The 19606-nt window shown below is 64.9% G+C and carries 14 protein-coding genes; 11 read left to right on the top strand and 3 right to left on the bottom strand.

Annotated features, from left to right (window positions below):
• Positions 1 to 115: 115 nt before the first annotated feature.
• Both VME63_RS14720 and uvrA read right to left on the bottom strand, forming a co-directional pair.
• The gene (locus VME63_RS14720) at positions 116 to 1687 is read right to left on the bottom strand and encodes a YadA-like family protein (RefSeq protein WP_325434096.1); all 1572 of its coding nucleotides are present in this window, start codon (positions 1685 to 1687) and stop codon (positions 116 to 118) included.
• Between the two features lie 326 nt (positions 1688 to 2013).
• The gene (gene uvrA / locus VME63_RS14715; protein ID WP_325434095.1) at positions 2014 to 4905 is read right to left on the bottom strand and encodes an excinuclease ABC subunit UvrA; all 2892 of its coding nucleotides are present in this window, start codon (positions 4903 to 4905) and stop codon (positions 2014 to 2016) included.
• A gap of 217 nt (positions 4906 to 5122) precedes the next feature.
• Between uvrA and VME63_RS14710 the strand changes: the two genes are divergently transcribed.
• From VME63_RS14710 to VME63_RS14685, 6 genes are all read left to right on the top strand, one after another.
• Complete coding sequence (locus VME63_RS14710; protein ID WP_325434094.1) at positions 5123 to 5647, top strand: DUF2059 domain-containing protein; 525 nt, start codon at positions 5123 to 5125, stop codon at positions 5645 to 5647.
• Positions 5648 to 5764: 117 nt separating this feature from the next.
• Positions 5765 to 6079 (top strand): 50S ribosomal protein L21, encoded by a 315-nt coding sequence (gene rplU, locus VME63_RS14705; protein WP_115476855.1) that lies wholly within the window; start codon positions 5765 to 5767, stop codon positions 6077 to 6079.
• A 20-nt stretch (positions 6080 to 6099) separates the two neighbouring features.
• Positions 6100 to 6357 carry a 50S ribosomal protein L27 gene (rpmA, locus tag VME63_RS14700; protein WP_325434093.1) on the top strand — a complete coding sequence of 86 codons (258 nt, stop codon included), beginning with the start codon at positions 6100 to 6102 and terminating at the stop codon, positions 6355 to 6357.
• 326 nt (positions 6358 to 6683) lie between these two features.
• Entirely contained in the window at positions 6684 to 7760 is a 1077-nt protein-coding gene (gene cgtA, locus VME63_RS14695; RefSeq protein ID WP_325434092.1) for an Obg family GTPase CgtA, read from the top strand.
• Between the two features lie 97 nt (positions 7761 to 7857).
• Positions 7858 to 8910 carry a N(4)-(beta-N-acetylglucosaminyl)-L-asparaginase gene (locus tag VME63_RS14690; protein ID WP_325434091.1) on the top strand — a complete coding sequence of 351 codons (1053 nt, stop codon included), beginning with the start codon at positions 7858 to 7860 and terminating at the stop codon, positions 8908 to 8910.
• On the top strand, positions 8910 to 9662 hold the full coding sequence (locus VME63_RS14685; protein WP_325434090.1) for a copper homeostasis protein CutC: 753 nt from the start codon (positions 8910 to 8912) through the stop codon (positions 9660 to 9662). Before VME63_RS14690 ends, VME63_RS14685 begins: the two co-directional genes overlap by 1 nt.
• Before the next feature lie 257 nt (positions 9663 to 9919).
• Here VME63_RS14685 and rpsT read toward each other — a convergent pair whose 3' ends face one another.
• Positions 9920 to 10183 (bottom strand): 30S ribosomal protein S20, encoded by a 264-nt coding sequence (gene rpsT / locus VME63_RS14680; RefSeq protein ID WP_115476850.1) that lies wholly within the window; start codon positions 10181 to 10183, stop codon positions 9920 to 9922.
• A 348-nt stretch (positions 10184 to 10531) separates the two neighbouring features.
• Between rpsT and murJ the strand changes: the two genes are divergently transcribed.
• From murJ to pgaA, 5 genes are all read left to right on the top strand, one after another.
• The gene (gene murJ, locus VME63_RS14675) at positions 10532 to 12139 is read left to right on the top strand and encodes a murein biosynthesis integral membrane protein MurJ (protein WP_325434089.1); all 1608 of its coding nucleotides are present in this window, start codon (positions 10532 to 10534) and stop codon (positions 12137 to 12139) included.
• Between the two features lie 16 nt (positions 12140 to 12155).
• Positions 12156 to 13109: a bifunctional riboflavin kinase/FAD synthetase gene (locus tag VME63_RS14670; protein ID WP_325434147.1), complete on the top strand. Its 954-nt coding sequence runs from the start codon at positions 12156 to 12158 to the stop codon at positions 13107 to 13109.
• A 363-nt stretch (positions 13110 to 13472) separates the two neighbouring features.
• Positions 13473 to 16331 carry an isoleucine--tRNA ligase gene (gene ileS / locus VME63_RS14665; RefSeq protein WP_325434088.1) on the top strand — a complete coding sequence of 953 codons (2859 nt, stop codon included), beginning with the start codon at positions 13473 to 13475 and terminating at the stop codon, positions 16329 to 16331.
• 150 nt (positions 16332 to 16481) lie between these two features.
• Positions 16482 to 17006 (top strand): signal peptidase II, encoded by a 525-nt coding sequence (gene lspA / locus VME63_RS14660; RefSeq protein WP_325434087.1) that lies wholly within the window; start codon positions 16482 to 16484, stop codon positions 17004 to 17006.
• A 522-nt stretch (positions 17007 to 17528) separates the two neighbouring features.
• Positions 17529 to 19604, top strand: coding sequence for a poly-beta-1,6 N-acetyl-D-glucosamine export porin PgaA (gene pgaA / locus VME63_RS14655; RefSeq protein WP_325434086.1), 2076 nt, complete (start codon positions 17529 to 17531; stop codon positions 19602 to 19604).
• The last annotated feature ends 2 nt before the right edge of the window (positions 19605 to 19606 follow it).

Raw genomic sequence — 19606 nt, 5'->3', positions numbered from 1 at the left:
ATCGTCTGAGCTGCGTCGTGACGAAAAAGAAGCCTGGCCGAGGCCAGGCTTTGAAGGAACATCGAGTCTGCCGCGGGTGGGTCGTTGCTCCACCCGCACTTTCTTCACCACGTCATCACCACTGGTAGGAGGCGCCTACGCCGACCGTGTTGCCGCTGCTGGACAAGCTCACGCCTGCGCGAACCTTCCAGTTTTCGTTGATGCGCGCTTCACCACCCAGTGCCGCAGCGGTATAGCCCTTGTAGTTGCCCACGCCCGCGCCGATCGCTACGGTCTTGCCCACATCCACGCCTGGGATCATGGTGAGCGCGGTGACGCCTGCAATGCCGGAATAGGCGCCGCGTGCGGTCTTGTTGAGCTGACCCTGCAGGCCGTCGATCTGGCCCTGCATGCCATTGATGCGCTGGTCGAGCTGGTTCACCGCACCTTCCACGCCGCGCACCTGCTGTCCGCCTACGGTGTAGGTCGGCATGGTGATGCTGCCGTCGGCGTTGACGGTGGAGCCGCCACCCAGCGCGTTGGCCGTGCTCTGCGCCGTGTTGGCCAGCTGCGAACCGTTGACGGCGTCCTTGCTGCCCGCGTTCACCGCGCCGTCGCCGACGTTGACCACCTTGTCGCCCTGCGCATCCTTGTTCCAGCTGCCATCGCCGGGGCTGGGGGTAGGAGTGGGGGTGGGAGTGGTACCGGTGCTGTTTTCGATATTGGTGACGCGGTTGTCGATGTTGTTGACCTGGTCCTTAAGACCGTTGAGCTGGCTGACGTTGACCGCGTCGGTGAGCTGCGTGCCGGCCGCCACGTTGGTGATCTGGCGTTCCGCGCCGGGCGCGCCGATGGACAGCACGTTGGCACGGTTGGCGATCGAGCCGCTACCCAGCGCTATGCTGCCGTAGGCGCCCGCCACCACGCTGCTGTTGGGCCCCATGGCCATCGCGTCGGTAACATCGCGGGCGACGCTGGCGCTGGTGCCCAGGGCGATCGAGTTGACCGCGCCACGGCTTACCAGTGCGCCATCGCCCATCGCGATCGAGCTCTGGCCGACGGCCGCCGTGTTGTTGGTACCTACGGCCACGGCGTTATCGGCGTTCGCCTGGGTGTTGGAACCCAGCGCCACGGCTTGCGCGCCGTTGGTATTGGCATTTGAACCGACGGCGACGGAGTAGGGCTGATCCGCTCCCGTGCTCACACGGCTTCCCAGGGCGACGGCATTGTCCGAGCCCGCGACGGCCTGCACGCCGACTGCAACCGTGTTGCCACCGGAAGCATTGGAGCTTACGCCCATGGCCAGTGCGGTCGTCGTGGTCGGATCGGCACCATTGAGCGATGCGTTATTGGGTCCACGCGTGCCTTCGATGGCGATGGTCGGGTCGCTGACATCCATGGTGCCGATGGAGCCGCCCGCGGGCGTGCCCGTCGTCAAGGCCTGGACGAACGTGTCATGCAAGGAGGTATCGCTAGAGGCTTTGTCGCCGTCAGTGTCCTTGTCACTGTCGGTGAGCACGATGTCGGTGCTGGACGTTACAGGCGGGGTGGTGCCGGCGAATGCCGAGCCGATCATCAAGGCTTCGGCCAGTGCGACGGCGATCAGGCTGCGGACAAAACCGCCTTTCTTGTGGCTATCCGTAGCCTTCGCCGGAGTCGGCGAAACATTCGTCGAGATGTTCCGGTTGTTGCGGGTTGCCACGTTCATGGTGATTTCCTCATCAGGAGTGTTGGTTGACGAGGAAATGGTAAAAATCGCGCTCGGATGGATCAGTCAGCCGGGGATGATTGCTACCGCGCGAATCGTAGGCCTGGTCTTAAATTGCACCGATGCGCGTAGCTGGCTGAATGGCGCGGCGCGACCCGTTCAGCTTCCACAGTTGCCGCCCGCTTGCGCGGCGGTTTTTGCAACGTAGAAATCTCCCCTGGCTTGCACCGGCAGGGCGCGTTTTGAAGGCGCGCCGCGCCGGATGCACATCTATCTCGAACGAATAGGAAATAGAGCGGTGCGCGTGAGGGGGAGGGTGGCGATGTTTACGACGCCACCTTGCGCTTGGCGTTGGCCTTGGGCTTGTCGGCTTGCGTGCGCGCCGGCTTGGCGGGCTTCAGATGCGGCGCCAGGAAGTGTCCGGTATGCGACGCTGGCGTCGCGGCGACGGTTTCGGGCGTGCCATTGACCAGGATGCGGCCGCCGCCGGCGCCACCTTCGGGGCCGAGGTCGACAATCCAGTCGGCGGTCTTGATGACGTCGAGGTTATGCTCGATCACCACCACGGTGTTGCCTTGATCGACCAGCTGGTGCAGCACGTCGAGCAATTGTTCGATGTCGTGGAAGTGCAGGCCCGTGGTGGGCTCGTCCAGGATGTACAACGTGCGTCCCGTATCGCGCTTGGACAGTTCCTTGGACAGCTTCACGCGCTGCGCTTCGCCGCCTGACAGCGTGGTCGCGCTTTGGCCGAGCTTGATGTAGTCCAGGCCCACCGCGCGTAGCGTGTCGAGCTTGCGCGCTATCACCGGCACGTTCTCGAACAGTTTGGCGGCATCTTCCACCGTCATGTCGAGCACGTCGGCAATGGTGTGGCCCTTGTAGAGGATCTCCAGCGTTTCGCGGTTATAGCGCTTGCCATGGCAGACGTCGCAGGGCACGTAGACGTCGGGCAGGAAGTGCATTTCCACTTTGATCATGCCGTCGCCTTCGCAGGCTTCACAGCGCCCGCCGCGCACGTTGAAACTGAAGCGTCCCGGTGTGTAGCCGCGCGAACGTGCCTCGGGCACCTGCGCGAACAGTTCGCGCAGCGGCGTGAACAGCCCCGTGTAGGTGGCGGGATTGGAACGCGGCGTGCGGCCGATCGGCGACTGGTCGATGTCCACGCATTTGTCGAACAGTTCCAGCCCTTCAATGGATTTGTACGGCGCCGGCTGCGTGGTCGCACCGTTCAACTCGGCGGCGGCAAGGGCAAACAAAGTGTCGTTGATCAGGGTGGATTTGCCTGAGCCGGAGACACCGGTAACGCAGGTGAACAGACCGGCCGGAACCGCCAGGTCCACCGCTTTGAGGTTGTTGCCGCTGGCACCTTTCAGATAGAGCCAGGAATCCTTGTCCAGTTGTTCGCGTCGGTCGGCCGGCACTTTGATTTGCCGCTTGCCGGACAGGTATTGGCCGGTGAGCGAACGCGGTGCATTGAGGATGTCCTTCAGCGCGCCCTGTGCGACGATCTCGCCGCCATGCACGCCTGCGCCGGGGCCAATGTCCAGAACGTGGTCGGCGGCACGGATGGCATCTTCGTCGTGTTCGACCACGATCACCGTGTTGCCCAGGTCGCGCAGCCGCGTGAGCGTGCCCAGCAGCCGCTCGTTGTCGCGCTGGTGCAGGCCGATGGACGGTTCGTCCAGCACATACATCACACCGACCAGGCCCGCACCGATTTGCGAGGCGAGGCGGATGCGCTGCGCTTCGCCGCCGGAAAGCGTGTCGGCCTGGCGATCGAGCGTGAGGTAGTTCAGGCCCACGTCGTTGAGGAAGCTCAGGCGTTCGCGGATTTCCTTGATGATCTTCACCGCGATCTCGCCGCGCCAGCCGGAGAGCTTGAGCGTGTCGAAAAACGCCAGCGCATCGTCGATGGAGCGCGCGGTAAGCACCGGCAGCGCATGATCGGCGACGAACACGTTGCGCGCGGAACGATTCAGGCGCTGGCCGCCGCATGCGGGGCAGGGATGGTCGCTGATGTACTTGGCCAGTTCCTCGCGCACCGCGGGAGATTCGGTTTCCTTGTAGCGCCGTTCGAGGTTGGGCAGGATGCCCTCGAAGGCATGCTCGCGCGTGACCTTGCCCCCGCGTTCGGTCAGATAGCGAAACGCGATCTTTTCCTTGCCGCTTCCATACAGCACCGCCTGCTGCACCGTTTTGGGCAGCTTCTGCCAGGCCGTATCCACATCGAAACCGTAGTGGTTGGCCAGCGACATGATCAGCTGGAAATAATGCGCGTTGCGGCGATCCCAGCCGCGCACCGCGCCGCTGGCGAGCGACAGCTCCGGATGGCCGACCACGCGGTCGGGCGAAAATACCTGGGTGACGCCCAGGCCGTCGCAGGCCGGGCAGGCGCCCACGGGCGAGTTGAACGAGAACAGGCGCGGTTCCAGTTCCGGCAGCGAGTAATCGCACACCGGGCAGGAGTAGCGCGAGGAGTAAAGCTGCTCGCTGGCCTTGGAATCGTCCATGTCCACCACGATCGCCAGGCCGTCGCCCAGGCGCAGCGCGGTCTCGAACGATTCGGCCAGGCGCTGCTTGATGTCCTGGCGTGGGCGGAAGCGGTCGATCACCGCTTCGATGGTGTGCTTTTGGCGCAAGGTCAGCGGCGGCACGGCATCGAGGTCGTGCACCGTGCCATCGACGCGCGCGCGCACGAAGCCTTGCGCGCGCAATTGCTCGAACACCTGCACATGCTCGCCCTTGCGTTCGCGGATCACCGGCGCCAGCAGCATGAAGCGCTTTTCCGGATCGAGTGCCAGCGTGGTATCGACCATCTGGCTGACCGTTTGCGCTTCCAGCGCAATGCCGTGGTCGGGGCAGCGCGGCGTGCCCACGCGTGCGTAGAGCAGGCGCAGGTAGTCGTAAACCTCGGTGATCGTGCCCACGGTGGAGCGTGGATTGTGCGAGGTGGATTTCTGCTCGATCGAGATGGCCGGCGACAGGCCTTCGATGTGATCAACGTCGGGTTTCTCCATCATCGAGAGAAATTGCCGCGCGTAGGCGGACAGCGATTCCACATAACGGCGCTGCCCTTCGGCGTAGATGGTGTCGAATGCCAGCGACGACTTGCCCGAACCCGACAGGCCCGTGATCACGATCAGTCGATCGCGCGGCAGGTCCAGGTCGATGTTCTTGAGGTTGTGCGTGCGGGCGCCCCGGATGCGGATGGTGTCCATGACGCGAGAATGGTTGGGTAATTGGGCACTATAGCAAGCCGGCGCCGCAGGGCCGCGCGCGGCGCGTGAAAAGCTGCTGACAACGTGGTGGCAGCAGGCGCGTTACCTGACCGTGGGCGGGCCATGCCCATAGGGTAGGCAGGCCCTAGGCAGCGGCATGCAGGCTCACTATGCTCGCCCGCTGTTCCCCGATTTCCGTGAAGCCGGAGGGTTCGATATGACAGTTGGCAAGTGGTTGATGGGCGCGGGTGCGTGCATGGCGCTGGCGACCGGGCCGGCTCTCGCGGTCCAGCCTACCGAGGCGCAGGTGCGGGAGCTGATGCAGGTGATGGACGTGCCCGGCCAGTTCGCCGTCATGAACAACCAGATGGCCGCGATGATGAGCCAGCAGCTGCCCTGCGTGCCGGCCAGCTACTGGCAGACCTACATCGACAAAAACGGTCAGGAAGAGCTGATCAAGGCGATGATTCCCGCCTACCAGCATCACTTCAGCGCCGAGGAGGTGACTGGGTTGATCAAGTTCTACCGCTCGCCGCTGGGCCAGAAGCTGGTGGCGCAGATGCCCGCGACCATGGCCGAGGCGGCGCAAAGCGGCCAGCAGTGGGGCCGCCAGCGTACGTCGGACATGTTTTCGCAGCTGCAGAAGGACGGCAAGCTGGACGCCCAGGGCCGCTGCCCGGGGGCGGCCGGGTCCGACAGCCCGGCCCCGGCAGGTACCGCCGGGGGCGCGAGCCAGCCCTGAGTGCGCCGGCGGGCCACAGGTTGACCCGTCGGCGGCCCGGTCGCTATAATCCTCAGTTCGCTGCGTCCGAATCGTTCGCGGCGAACCCAAGAGAATAACGACAGAAGGGCCATTCCCATGAGTTATGCAGTCATCAAGACCGGCGGCAAGCAGTACCGCGTTCAGCAGGGCGACGTCCTGCGCGTGGAGCTGCTGAACGCCGAAGAAGGCGCCAGCGTGAAGTTCGACCAGGTGTTGCTGGTCGGCTCGGGCGAAACCATCACCGTTGGCGCCCCGATCGTCGCCGGCGCCACCGTAAGCGCCACCGTGCGCAAGCATGGCCGCGCCGACAAGGTCCGCATCATCAAGTTCCGCCGCCGCAAGCACCACAAGAAGCAGCAGGGACATCGTCAGCATTTCACCGAAGTCGAGATCACGGGCATCAACGCCTGATATAGCCGGAGTAGACAGTCATGGCACATAAAAAAGGCGTAGGTTCATCCCGCAACGGTCGCGATTCGAACCCCAAGTACCTCGGTGTGAAGGTGTACGGTGGCCAGGCCATCGAAGCCGGCAACATCATCGTGCGTCAGCGCGGCACCAAGTTCCATCCCGGTACCGGCGTGGGCCTGGGTCGTGACCACACGCTCTTCGCGCTGGTCGATGGCACGGTCGAGTTCAAGACCCGCGGCGAGAACAGCCGCAAGTACGTCAACGTCGTCAAGGGCTGATCCAGCCCTCGCGTTGCCACAAAGGCCCCGCCCAGGCGGGGCTTTTGCTTTATTTGACATCCGGATCGTGTGCGGCGGCGTACTTCCTGCCTGGTAGTTATGCGGCACCTGCCACGTTCGACACAGGCCAACTGCGCTGTTGAAAGGCGCCCGGGCGAAGGCCCGAATCCAGTTTTCATGCTTGGTGCAAGCACGCTAGGTCCAGCAAGATTCAGCGTCCTTCGAACACCTGCTTACGCTGGATGGGGCCTGCGCCGGCATGACGATGGAGGCGGTGTGGCAAGATCGCACTGCCGTCACGATCCCACCAATACGGTTCCACACCCATGAAATTCGTCGACGAAGCGATCATCAAAGTCCACGCCGGGGATGGCGGCAACGGCTGCATCAGTTTCCGTCGCGAAAAATTCATTCCGTTCGGCGGCCCCGACGGCGGCGATGGCGGCACCGGCGGCTCGGTATGGCTGGTCGCCGACGAGGGTCTGAACACCCTGATCGATTTCCGCCACCAGCGCAGCTTCAAGGCTCAGCGCGGCCAGAACGGCATGGGTAGTGACATGTACGGCAAGGGTGGCGAAGACACCGTCATCCGTGTGCCCGTCGGCACGGTGGTTACCAACGTCGATACCGACGAGGCCATCGGTGATCTCACCGCCAACGGCCAGCGCCTGCTGGTGGCACAGGGCGGCAAGGGCGGGCTGGGCAATATCCACTTCAAGAGTTCGGTCAACCGCGCGCCGCGCAAGTCCACGCCGGGCACCCCCGGCGAAGTGCGCGAACTGAAGCTGGAACTGAAGCTGCTGGCCGATGTGGGCCTGCTCGGCTTCCCTAACGCGGGCAAGTCCACCTTCATCCGCGCCGTTTCCGCCGCGACGCCGCGCGTGGCCGACTATCCCTTCACCACCCTGCATCCGAACCTGGGCGTGGTCAGCCTGGGCAGCGACCAGAGCTTTGTGATCGCCGACATTCCAGGCCTGATCGAAGGCGCCGCGGAAGGCGCCGGCCTGGGGATCCAGTTTCTGCGCCATCTGGCGCGCACGCGGTTGCTGCTGCATTTGGTGGACATCGCGCCGATCGATGGCTCCGATGTGGTCGAGCAGGTGCATGCCATCGAGCACGAGCTGGAGAAGTTCGATCCCCAATTGCTCGGTCGTCCGCGCTGGCTGGTGCTGAACAAGGCCGACGTACTTCCCGAAGACGCGCGCCAGTCGGTTGCCCAAGACATCGTCAAGCGCCTGGGTTGGACGCAGCCGTGGTTTCTCGTCTCGGCCATCGCGCGCGAGAACACGCTGGCGGTGTGCCAGCAGGTGCAGCGTTTCTTCGAAGCACAGAAACAGGCGCGCGAGGAACGCAGCGACATGTTGCCGGGCGACGTGCGCCTGCGCGGCGAAGACCCAGGCTAGTGCGGGCAGGCCCTAGATCGATATACAGGGTCGCCTGAACGCGCCGCATCGTTCATCATGGGCCTCTTGCGGCGCCGCGCCGCTGTCTGGAGGCCTCATGAGCAATCGCCGCGATTTTCTGAAAACCACCTTGCTGGCTACGTCCGCGCTGGCGCTGCCGCGCGTGTCGCGCAGTGCCGCCACGCTGTCGGGTACGGTCCCCGGCGGAGTCGGGGCGCGCGTGGTGTCCACCTGGGATTTCGGCGTGCCCGCCAACATCGCGGCGTGGGGTGTGCTCGGCAAGGGCGGCAAGCCGCTCGACGCGGTGGAAACCGGCGTGCTGATTCCCGAGGCCGATCTGCACAACCATAGCGTGGGCAGGGCGGGCTATCCGGATCGCGACGGCAAGGTCACGCTCGATGCCAGCATCATGGACGGCGACGGCCGTTGCGGCGCCGTTGCCGCGCTCGAACACATCGCACATCCGATCAAGGTGGCGCGCAAGGTGATGGAAGACACGCCGCACGTACTGCTGGTCGGCGACGGCGCGCTGGAGTTCGCGCTGCAGGAAGGTTTCACCAAGGAAAATCTGCTTACGCCCGAATCGGAAAAGGCGTGGCGCGAATGGCTCAAGACATCGCGCTACAAGCCCGTCGCCAACAGCGAGAACATCGACTATCACCGTAGCCTGCAGAGCCTGGGCATGCCCGGTGGCAAGAACAATCACGACACCATCGGCATGCTTGCCGTGGACGCCAACGGCCGCCTCGCCGGTGCCTGTACCACCAGCGGCATGGCGTGGAAGCTGCACGGCCGCGTCGGCGACAGCCCCATCATCGGCGCGGGCCTGTATGTCGATAACGACGTCGGCGCCGCCACCTCCACCGGCGTGGGCGAGGAAGTGATCCGCAACGCCGGCAGCTTCCTGGTGGTGGAATTGATGCGGCACGGCCGCAGTCCGCAGGAAGCCTGCGAGGAAGCGGTGCGGCGCATCGTGAAAAAGCGCCCCGATGCCGCCAAGGAGTTACAGGTGGGCTTTCTTGCCTTGCGCCGCGATGGCGAGTGCGGGGCGTATGCGATCCAGAAGGGCTTCAGCTACGCCGTCTGCGACGTGCATCAGCAGGACCGCCTGCTGGCTTCGCCCAGCCTTTACGAGACGACGTTCAGCTGATGGCGACGCAGCAACCTTTGCTTGAAATCGCCGCGGGTTCGCTCGCCTCTGCCATTGCCGCGCAAGCAGGCGGCGCCGATCGCGTGGAGTTCTGCGGCAGCCTGGCCGAAGGCGGCATCACCCCTTCCTACGGTGCGTTGGCGATGCTGCGCGAACGCGTGCGTATTCCGGTCTATGTCCTGATCCGCCCGCGCGGCGGCGATTTTCTCTATGGCGATGCCGAGTTCGAGATCATGCGGCGCGACGTGGAAACGTGCGCGCGCATCGGTTGCGAGGGCGTGGTGATCGGTGCACTGGATGCCGATGGCCACGTCGATCCGCGCTGCCGTGAACTGGTCGGTGCGGCAGGCTCGCTGGGCGTGACGTTTCATCGCGCGATCGATGCCAGCGCGGATCTGCATCGCGCACTGGAGGACATCATCGCGTTGGGCTGCGAGCGCGTGCTGACGTCGGGTGGCTGCGCCAATGCGCTGGCCGGTGCGCAGGCAATTGCGGGCTTGGTGCAGCAGGCGGGCGATCGTCTGCGGGTGATGGCCGGCGCCGGCATTCGTTCCGCCAATCTGGCGCAGATTGCCGGGCTTACGCGCGCGCGCGAATTCCATGGTTCGGCGCGCGCGGTACTGCGTTCGGCCATGCGCCATCTCAATCCGGCACTGCAGGATCTGCCGCCGGATATCGAGCAGACCAGCGTAGCGGAGGTGCGGGCAATGAAAGAGGCGCTGCAGGCTTTCTCCAGTCCGCCGACGGGGTGAAGGCGATGGCTTCGTTCCCTCTTCCTGCGGGAGGAGGGTCGGGGCGGGGGACAACCTTGGCCAGCGGGTGATGCGAAGCGGGGTTCGCTGAGGGGCTTTCGCGAGGTGACCACTCATCCGGGCATTCTTCTGGCTGTTCAAGGCCGGGGCGATCCATGTCCCTCTGCGCGTACCCTTGAGGGAAAGGCAAAAACAAACAACAAAAAAAGCCGGCGTTTGCGCGCCGGCTTTTTCGCCAACCCGATAGCGCCAGGCGCTTAGGCGAGCTCGCGGATCTTGGCGTTCAGGCGGCTCTTGTGGCGAGCGGCCTTGTTCTTGTGGATCAGGCCGCGGGCGGCGTAGCGATCCATCACCGGCTGAGCGATGTCGAAAGCGGCCACGGCGGCAGCCTTGTCCTTGGCCTCGATGGCCTTGACGACCTTGCGCAGGGCGCTGCGGACCATGGAACGGGCGCTGACGTTGCGCAGGCGGCGCTGCTCGGACTGGCGCGCACGCTTCTTCGCGGACTTGATGTTGGCCAAGGTAGAACTCCGGAATGAATTGCTTGGGTTGGAAAAAGGCGGCAATTATGACGCTAATTTGCCGGTGGGTCAACCCATTGAAAAAGCCGCCCCAAGGGACGCTGATTAACTTCTCCCCTCGGGCTACGCGGGGAGGGGTCATGGATGGCCCCGGCTCTGAGGAGCGAGGAGAAGGTGGCCCGCAAGGCCGGATGAGCGGCCATTCTAGCTGCTACGCCCATCAAAAAGGCTCTTAAACCGCATCGAGGCAAGAAGCGGCCCCTCCCCCCAGCCTCTCCCCGGAGGGCACAGGGGAAAGCGCAAAACCTGCCAAACTAGGCGCTGTTTCCCCAGGACCCCGACCGGAGCATGAAGTCCCCCAGCATGTTACGCGGGCTGCTTTCGTTCAGCAGCATGACCATGGTTTCGCGCGTGCTCGGGCTGTTGCGGGATATCTCGATCAGCCACGTTTTCGGCGCCAATGTGGCCACCGACGCCTTCTGGGTGGCGTTTCGCATTCCCAACTTCATGCGCCGCATGTTCGCGGAAGGTTCGTTCTCCACCGCCTTCGTGCCGGTGTTTACCGAGGTGAAGGAGACCCGCAGCCACGCCGAGTTGAAGGAGCTGATGGCGCGCGTCGCGGGTACGCTGGGCGGCGTGCTGATGATCTTCACTGCGCTGTGCGTGCTGTTCGCGCCGCAGGTCGCCACGGTGTTTTCGCCGGGTGCGATAGATCAGCCGCAGAAGTTCGGCCTCACAGTGGAACTGTTGCGGCTCACCTTTCCGTTCCTGCTGTTTGTGTCGCTGACTGCGCTGTCGGGCGGCGCGCTCAACAGTTTTCATCAATTCGGCTTGCCGGCGCTGACGCCGGTGATCCTCAATTTGTGCATGATCGCCGGTGCGTGGTGGTTGTCGCGGCGTTTGCACACGCCGATCCTGGTGATGGGCTGGGCGGTGTTCGCGGCGGGCATTTTCCAGGTGCTTTTCCAGTTGCCGGCATTGCGCAAGCTCGATCTGCTGGTATGGCCGCGATGGGGTTGGCACCATCCGGACGTGCGCCGGATCATGCGCCAGATGGTGCCGACGCTGTTCGGTTCGTCGGTGTCGCAGATCAACCTGCTGTTCGATACGGTGATCGCTTCGCTGCTGGTGTCCGGTTCGCAGACCTGGCTTTCACAGGCCGACCGCTTTCTGGAATTGCCGCTGGGCGTGTTCGGCGTGGCCTTGGGCACGGTGATCCTGCCGTCGTTGTCGCGGCATCACGTGGCGACCGATCACGAAGGTTTTTCCAAGGCTTTGGACTGGGGCTTGCGCACCACGCTGCTGATTGCGGTGCCGGCGATGTTCGGCCTGATGCTGCTGGCCCAGCCGCTGGTGGCGACGCTGTTTCAGAACGGGCAGTTTCGGCCCTTCGACACACGCATGGCCACGCTGTCGGTGACCGCGTTGAGTTTCGGTGTGCCGGCGTATGCGCAGGTAAAAGTGTTGTTGCCCGCATTCTATGCGCGCAAGGACACGCGTACGCCGGTGCGCGCCGGCGTGGCGGCGTTGTTGACCAATATGCTGCTCAATGGCGTTTTCCTGCTGATGCTGTATACGATGTGGGCACCGGCGTCGCTGCAGGCAGGGCCATTGCTGGAGGGCCTTTCCAAGGTGCCCGGCTTGCATCTGGCGCTGGGCATGGCCAGTGCGGTGGCCAGCTACATCAACCTGTTGCTGTTGTGGCACTGGCTGCGCCGGGCGGACATCTACCAGCGGCAGCCGGGCTGGGGACGTCACCTCATGCGACTGGCGCTGGCGTGCGCGGCGATGACGATCGTGCTGCTGGCCGGCCGCCTGTACTGGCCGGACTGGACGCAGATGCAGGTGCTGGGGCGTATCTGGCGCCTGGCGCTGCTGGTGTGCGCGGGCGGCGGGACGTATGTGCTCGTACTTTTCGCAACGGGTTTCCGGCTACATCAATTGCAGCATGACTGACCGTTATACTGAGCGGATGATGAAACTATCCCGGGACGTCGCGGGGCCGTGTCTGGCTCCCGGTGGCAGTGTGATCGCGGTGGGTGCCTTCGACGGTCTGCATCGCGGCCACCAGGCCTTGCTCAGCCAGGTGCGCGAACGCGCGCAGGCACTCGGTTGCATGCCGGTGGCGGTGAGCTTCGAACCCTTGCCGCGCGCTTATTTTTCCCAGGAGCCGGTGCCGCGCCTGTCCAGCGTGCGCGAGAAGCTGCGCGGCTTCGCCGCCGCGGGCATGGAGCACGCCCTGCTGCTGCGCTTCAACCAGGCGCTCACCGCCATGTCGGCGCAGGATTTCATCGAGCGCGTGCTGATCGATCGCCTGGGCGTGCGCGAGGTGTGGGTTGGGGCGGATTTCCGCTTCGGCTACAAGCGCGAGGGCGACGTGGCGGTGCTCGAAAAGGTCGGCGCCGAACGCGGCTTCGCCGCGCACACCATGCCGATGGTGCAGTTGGATGGCGAGCGCGTCTCGGCCAGCCGGGTGCGCGCCCTGTTGGCGGCCGGCCATTTTGGCGCCGCCACACCCCTGCTGGGCCGCCCGTTCGTGATCGAAGGCAAGGTGGAATACGGCAATCAGCTGGGTCGCACGCTGGGTTTTCCTACCGCCAACATCCACCTGCGCGACCGCGCCACGCCGGTACACGGCATTTTTGCCGTGCGGGTGGGCCTGGGCGAGGGCGAGTGCAGCTGGCCGGGTGTGGCCAGCCTGGGCGTCAGGCCCACGGTGAACGAGGTGGCCGAGCCGTTGCTGGAGGTGCATCTGTTCGATTTCGAGGGCGATCTCTACGGCCAGCGCATGGCGGTGGAGTTCGTGGCCAAGCTGCGCGAGGAGATGAAATTCGACGGACTGGACCCATTGAAGGTACAAATGGATCATGATGCACGTTCGGCCCGGGAGATCCTGGGCATGAACCCGGTACTGATCAACGCGTGAAAGCCCCCGACATGAGCCTCCACACCATGCCAGCGCTCCGCACCACTTCGCCGCAAGCGACCGTGGCGATCATTATTATTTGAAACAGCCGCCAAGCGCGTGCGTCAGGGGTGGCCCGCAGGGCCGGCTTTGTTTGCCCGCATCGCTTTGGGGCATCGGTTCGACAGACAACCCGTCTGCCTTCACCGATGTCCCTGTGATTTGCGAGCAAACAAAGCCGGTGCCGACCGCGAATGCGTGCTCAGGTCACCCCGGACCGCCGCGCGCGGCAAGCAAGTAGCACCAGGCTTCGGTTCCCCCCGGCATCGAAGCGGAAACCACCGGCATGCCGTCATCGCGACGGTATCCCTTGAGACCCGAGCGATGACCCAGGACTACAAGAGCACCATCAACCTGCCGCAGACCAGCTTCCCCATGCGCGGCGACCTGCCCAAGCGCGAGCCGGGCTGGCTGGCCGAATGGGAAAAGGCAGGGCGCTACCACCAGATCCAGGCCAAAACCACGGGCCGCCCGATGTTCCTGCTGCACGACGGCCCGCCCTACGCCAACGGCGCAATCCATATCGGCCACGCGGTCAACAAGATCCTCAAGGACATCGTGGTCAAGTCCAAGGTGCTGTCGGGCTTCCATGCACCCTACGTGCCCGGCTGGGATTGCCACGGCATGCCGATCGAGATCCAGGTCGAGAAGCAGTTCGGCAAGAACCTGCCGGCGGCCGAAGTGCAGCGCAAGGCGCGCGCCTACGCCAACGAGCAGATCACCGCGCAAAAGGCCGACTTCAAGCGCTTGGGCGTGCTGGGCGACTGGGATCGTCCGTACCTGACGATGGACCACTTCAACGAAGCGGCCGAATTGCGCGCGCTGTCGGAGATGCTGCGCAAGGGTTACATCTATCGCGGCTTGAAGCCGGTGAACTGGTGCTTCGATTGCGGCTCCGCACTGGCGGAGGCGGAAGTCGAATACGAAGACAAGACCGACATTGCCATCGACGTGGGCTTCGCGTTCGACGATCCGTCTGCCGTGGCCAAAGCCTTCGGCCTGGCCAGCCTGCCCAGGCCCAACGGCCAGATCGTGATCTGGACGACCACGCCGTGGACGATCCCCGCCAACCAGGCGCTCAACCTGCATCCGGAATTCAGCTACAGCCTGGTCGATACGCCCAGGGGCCTGTTGATCCTGGCGACCGAGCGCGTGGAAGAGTGCCTGAAAACCTACGGGCTGGAAGGCACGATCGTGGCTTCCGTGCCGGGCAGTGCGCTGGGCGAGCTGCGTTTCCGCCATCCGCTTTATCACGCCGACCCGGGTTATGCGCGCCTCGCGCCGGTGTATTTCGGCGATTACGTGACGCTCGATACCGGTACCGGCATCGTGCACTCCTCGCCTGCGTATGGCGTGGAAGACTTTCTCTCGTGCAAAGCGCACGGCATGAAGGATGCGGACATCATCAACCCGGTGATGGGCGATGGCCACTACGCGTCGTCGCTGCCGCTGTTCGGCGGCCTGTTCATCTGGAAGGCCAACCCAAGGATCGTCGAGGCGCTGGAGCAGGCCGGCTCGCTGCTGCACCAGCAAAAGTACCCGCACAGCTACATGCACTGCTGGCGGCACAAGTCGCCGATCATCTATCGCGCCACCTCGCAGTGGTTCGCCGGCATGGACATCGCGCCCCGCGATGGTGGCAAGACGCTGCGCGAAACCGCGCTGGAAGGCATCGAGGCCACCCAGTTCTATCCCGCGTGGGGCAAGCAGCGCCTGCACGCGATGATCGCCAACCGCCCCGACTGGACGCTCTCGCGCCAGCGCCAGTGGGGTGTGCCGATGGCGTTCTTCGTGCATCGCGAAACCGGCGAGCTGCATCCGCGCACGCCGCAGCTGCTGGAAGAGGTCGCCAAGCGCATCGAGCGCGACGGCATCGAAGCGTGGCAAAGCATCGAGCCAGGCGAATTTCTCAGCCAGGAAGAAGCCCCGCAATACGAAAAGAACCGCGACACGCTCGACGTGTGGTTCGATTCGGGCACCACCCACTGGCATGTATTGCGCGGCTCGCACGTGGACGTGTCCACGTTCCCCGCGGACTTGTACCTGGAAGGCTCGGACCAGCATCGCGGCTGGTTTCATTCCTCGCTGCTCACCTCGTCCATGCTCGACGGCAAGCCGCCGTACAAGGCGCTGCTCACGCACGGCTTCACCGTGGACGGGCAGGGCCGCAAGATGTCCAAGTCGCAGGGTAATGTGGTCGCGCCGCAGAAGGTGATGGACACGCTCGGCGCGGACATTCTGCGCCTGTGGGTGGCGTCGGCCGATTATCGCAACGAGATGTCCGTCTCCGACGAGATCTTGAAGCGCGTGGCCGATGCGTATCGGCGCATCCGCAACACCGCGCGTTTCCTGCTCGGCAATCTCGACGGTTTCGATCCGGCCACGCATCTGGTGCCTGCCGACCAGAGCCTGCTGCTCGACCAGTGGGCGATCGGGCAGGCGCATGAAGTGCAGCAGGCGGTGATCGGTGCTTACGAGCGCTACGACTTCCCCGAGATCGTCCAGCGCGTGCAGAACTTCTGCACCAACGAAATGGGCGCGCTGTACCTGGACATCACCAAGGACCGCCTCTACACCATGCCGACCGAAAGCCTCGGTCGCCGCAGCGCGCAGAGTGCGATGTATCGCATCCTGGAAGCGCTGGTGCGCTGGCTGGCGCCGGTGCTGTCGTTCACCGCGGAGGAGATCTGGCAGCACATGCCCGGCGAGCGCGGCGAAAGCGTGCTGTTCGAAACCTGGTACGACGGCTTGGTGAACACGCAGGATTCGCCCGCTCAGCGTCGCTACTGGGGCGATCTGCTGGCGATCCGCGATGCGGCCTCGCGCGTGCTCGAAGACATGCGCAAGGCCGAACGCATCGGCGCAGCACTGGAAGCGAAGGTAGTGCTGCATGCCGATCCGGCGACCGCGGCGCGCTATGCGGCGTCGGCGGACGAGCTGCGCTTCTTCTTCATCACGTCGGAGCTGAGCTTTGCGCCGTTGCAGCCGCGTCCGGCCCAGGCGCTGGCCGTGTCGCTGGAGGATGGCGAGGTGTACGTTGCCGCCGAGGTGAGCGACGCAGCCAAGTGCATCCGCTGCTGGCATCGTCGCGACGACGTGGGCAGCAACCCCGCGCATCCGGAGATCTGCGGCCGTTGCGTCGGCAATGTGGAAGGGCCGGGCGAAGATCGCCGCTGGTTCTGAAAACTTGCCTCAACGTGCTCCCTCTCCCTTCCGGGGGAGAGGGTTGGGGCGAGGGACCACTGTTGCCTCAGGCCGCGATGGAACCTCACCGCAAGATTGTCCCTTCACCGCAGTCCTCTCCCCGGAGGGGACAGGAAGCAAAGAAAATCCATGGCTACCCACTCGCTCATGAACCGCTCGGCACGCCAACCCCACGCACTGCCATGGTTGCTGGTGTCCGCACTGCTCATCGCACTGGACCAGCTCAGCAAGATCTGGGCACTGTCCGCGCTGCAGCCGGCCGGCACGCCGCATCCGGTGATTCCGGGTTTCCTCAACTGGACGCTGGCGTTCAATACCGGTGCCGCATTCAGTTTCCTGGCCCAGGGCAGCGGCTGGCAGCGCTGGTTCTTTGTCGTGCTGGCACTGGTCATCAGCGTTGCGCTGGTGGTGTGGCTGGCCCGCACCGCCCGCCGCGAATGGCGCACGGCATTGCCGCTGGCGCTGGTGATCGGCGGCGCGCTGGGTAACCTGATCGATCGCCTGCATGCCTCGCAGGTCACCGATTTCATCCAGGTCTACTACCGCGACTGGTATTACCCCACCTTCAACGTGGCCGACAGTGGCATCTGCGTGGGGGCGGTGCTGCTGATCCTGTTCGGCTTGCGCCACCCGGCCCAGGACAAGACGGCCTGACGGGCCGACGCCTGATCGTGCGGGGAAGAGCGTCACGGTGCGTTCTTCGCCATCGGGCTTGTTGAACCTCGCGCCGGCTGCCGTTGCGCATCCGTGCCGGCGAATAGGAATCTTCTGAGGGCTTCCCTGGCGGGCCATCGATAGATTGGCTGGGCCGGTGCGATCGCGCGCTGTTGGTCGCAATCGGACGCGCACGGGCACCCGACCCGACGTGCCGGTCAATCCAGGCTGGGTTGGCGGGTGGCCGCGCGCATAAGCAAGCGCCGGGATGCGAGCCGCCAAGCACGGCCGGTCGCGCGTGGATACGACGGCAAGCGGCTTTCGGCCGGGACGCGGCAGGGTTCGATGGGTCATCCAGGGCAAAAATGTGAACTGCATCACAGATGGCCTAAATCTTGCGTAATTCTCGGCACATAGCCTAGGCACCTGGTGATGCATTCCGGCCCCGTGGCCGCCTCACCTCTGCCAGGCGCGGGGAAACACAGCAAACCAACGATTGCATCGGGTGGTGCAGGTCTACGCATGTCCATGGAAAACGCAACCATCAGGAAGACCCTGTCCCTGCGCCGCGCAAAAACGGCCTTCTGCGTGTTGCTGTCGCTCTATGGCGCCGGCGAATGCGTCTGGGCGCAGTCTGGCGCCCCGGCGGCCGGCGACGCGGCGACCCTGCTGGCGCTGGCCCGCACGGAACGCGCGGCGGGGCAACGGGTGGATGCGCTGGCCCATTGCCAGCAAGTGCTGGCACGCTGGCCCGACAACCAGGCTGCGCGCGAACTCAATGTGCAACTGCTGGCCGAACTGGGGGCATCCGCCCGCGCCAACGAGCTGGCGTCGGCCTTGCCCGATCCGGCCGCGCGCATGCGCATCCGCGCCGACTACTACGCCCACCAGGTGCGCTGGGCACGCGGCGAGCCCGCCGATCCGCATCACCCCTACGCCGAGGCCGACAAGGCCGCCGCCGACATCGCGCGGCTGGCCAACGATGCCAGCGCACCCGCCGACATCCGCCAGCGCGCGCGGATGGACATGCTTACCGTGCTCGATCAGGCCGACCGTGCCGGCGAGGTGCTGGCGCTGTACGAGCCGATGAAGAAGCAAGGGGTGCAACTGCCCGCGTATGCGGAGCAGGCGGTGGCCGACGCGATGATGCAAAAGCATCGCCCCAACGAAGCGATTGCCCTGTATGAGGACAGCATCCGTCGCGATCCGGGCCCGTACGATCCCACCGAGATCGATCCGCGCATCGGCCTGGCTTCGGCTTACCTGGCCGCCGGCCGCACGCGCGATGCGTTGAAGACCATCGACGCCGTGGCCGCCAGCGAGCCGCGCTGGCTGCGCCTGCGCAACGTCCGTGGCCCCAGGCAGAACCCGCGCAAGGTCGATGCCGACACCAATGCCGCGGCGATCCGCCAGGACGTGGGCTTGTTGAAGGACGCTTACCGGCAACTGGCCGCGATGAGCGCCCAAGCGCCGGGCAATGCCGATATCCGCCGCGACCTGGCGATGGCCGAACTCGCACGCGGCTGGCCGCGCCGCGCGCTGGATACCTTGAAGATCGCCGACACCGTCGACGAACGCGACGCCAACGCCGCGTTGAATGAATCCGAAGCGCACCGCACGTTGTACGACTACGCCGCCGCACAGGCCGATCTCGCCCAAGCGCAGCAGGAAGCCGGCCGCAGCGGCCGCGTGCAGGATGCCCAGGCGGAATGGGATCGCGCCACCGGCTGGCAGTTCGATCTCACGCACGACAACGGCCGCGGCAACAGCCCCGACTACGGCGATCGCGACCAGGAAACCCAGGCCAGCCTGGCCAGCCCCTTGCTCGACGACCACTGGCGCGTGCTCGCGCTCGCCCAATACGCCACCGCCGGCCTGCCGGAAGGCAATGTCGCGCGCGAGCGGGCAGGCCTGGGCCTGCAGGGTTATTTCCACGCCATCCAGTTCTACCTGCAGGCGCTGCCTTCCGCCGACAGCTTCGTGCATCGCACGGCGGTGGAGGCGGGCTTCAGCTGGGCGATCAGCGATCAATGGTCGTGGTCGGCCGATTGGAGCAGTGCCGGCAACGACGTGCCGCTGCGCGCGCAGTACTACGGCATCACCGGCAACACCTTCAGCAACGCCGTGCAATGGCGGATGAGCGAACTCACCGCCGCGCGCCTGGCGGTGTATCGCGACCGCTTCAGCGACGGCAACCTGCGCGAAGGCTGGCTGGCGGACTTCACGCAGCGTTTGCACACCGGGGTCAATCTCAGCTGGGACGGCGGTGTGGAGATCGGCGGTTCACACAACAGCGAAACCGATCGTCCTTACTTCAACCCTTCCCAGGACCGCTCCTACGCGCTCACCAGCACCTTGCAGAACGTGCTGAGCCAGTATGACCAACGTAGCTGGACCGAACGCGTCGATCTCGCCGTGGGCGAATACGCCGAACGCAACTATGCGACCGGCCTGATGCTCAGCGCGCGCTACGGACAAATTTTCCAACCCAAGGCGGGCTTGCGTTTTGGCTGGGGCCTGGGCTGGCATTACCAACCTTACGACGGCCGGCACGAATCGCGTCTCGTGCTCGACGTCAGCATGCATTGGGGAGAGTGACC

It is taken from the genome of Dyella sp. (assembly GCF_035503745.1).
Lineage (GTDB): Bacteria > Pseudomonadota > Gammaproteobacteria > Xanthomonadales > Rhodanobacteraceae > Dyella_B.
Note: the sequence above shows the minus strand (reverse complement) of the source record. Positions and strands in the feature narration are given on the sequence as shown.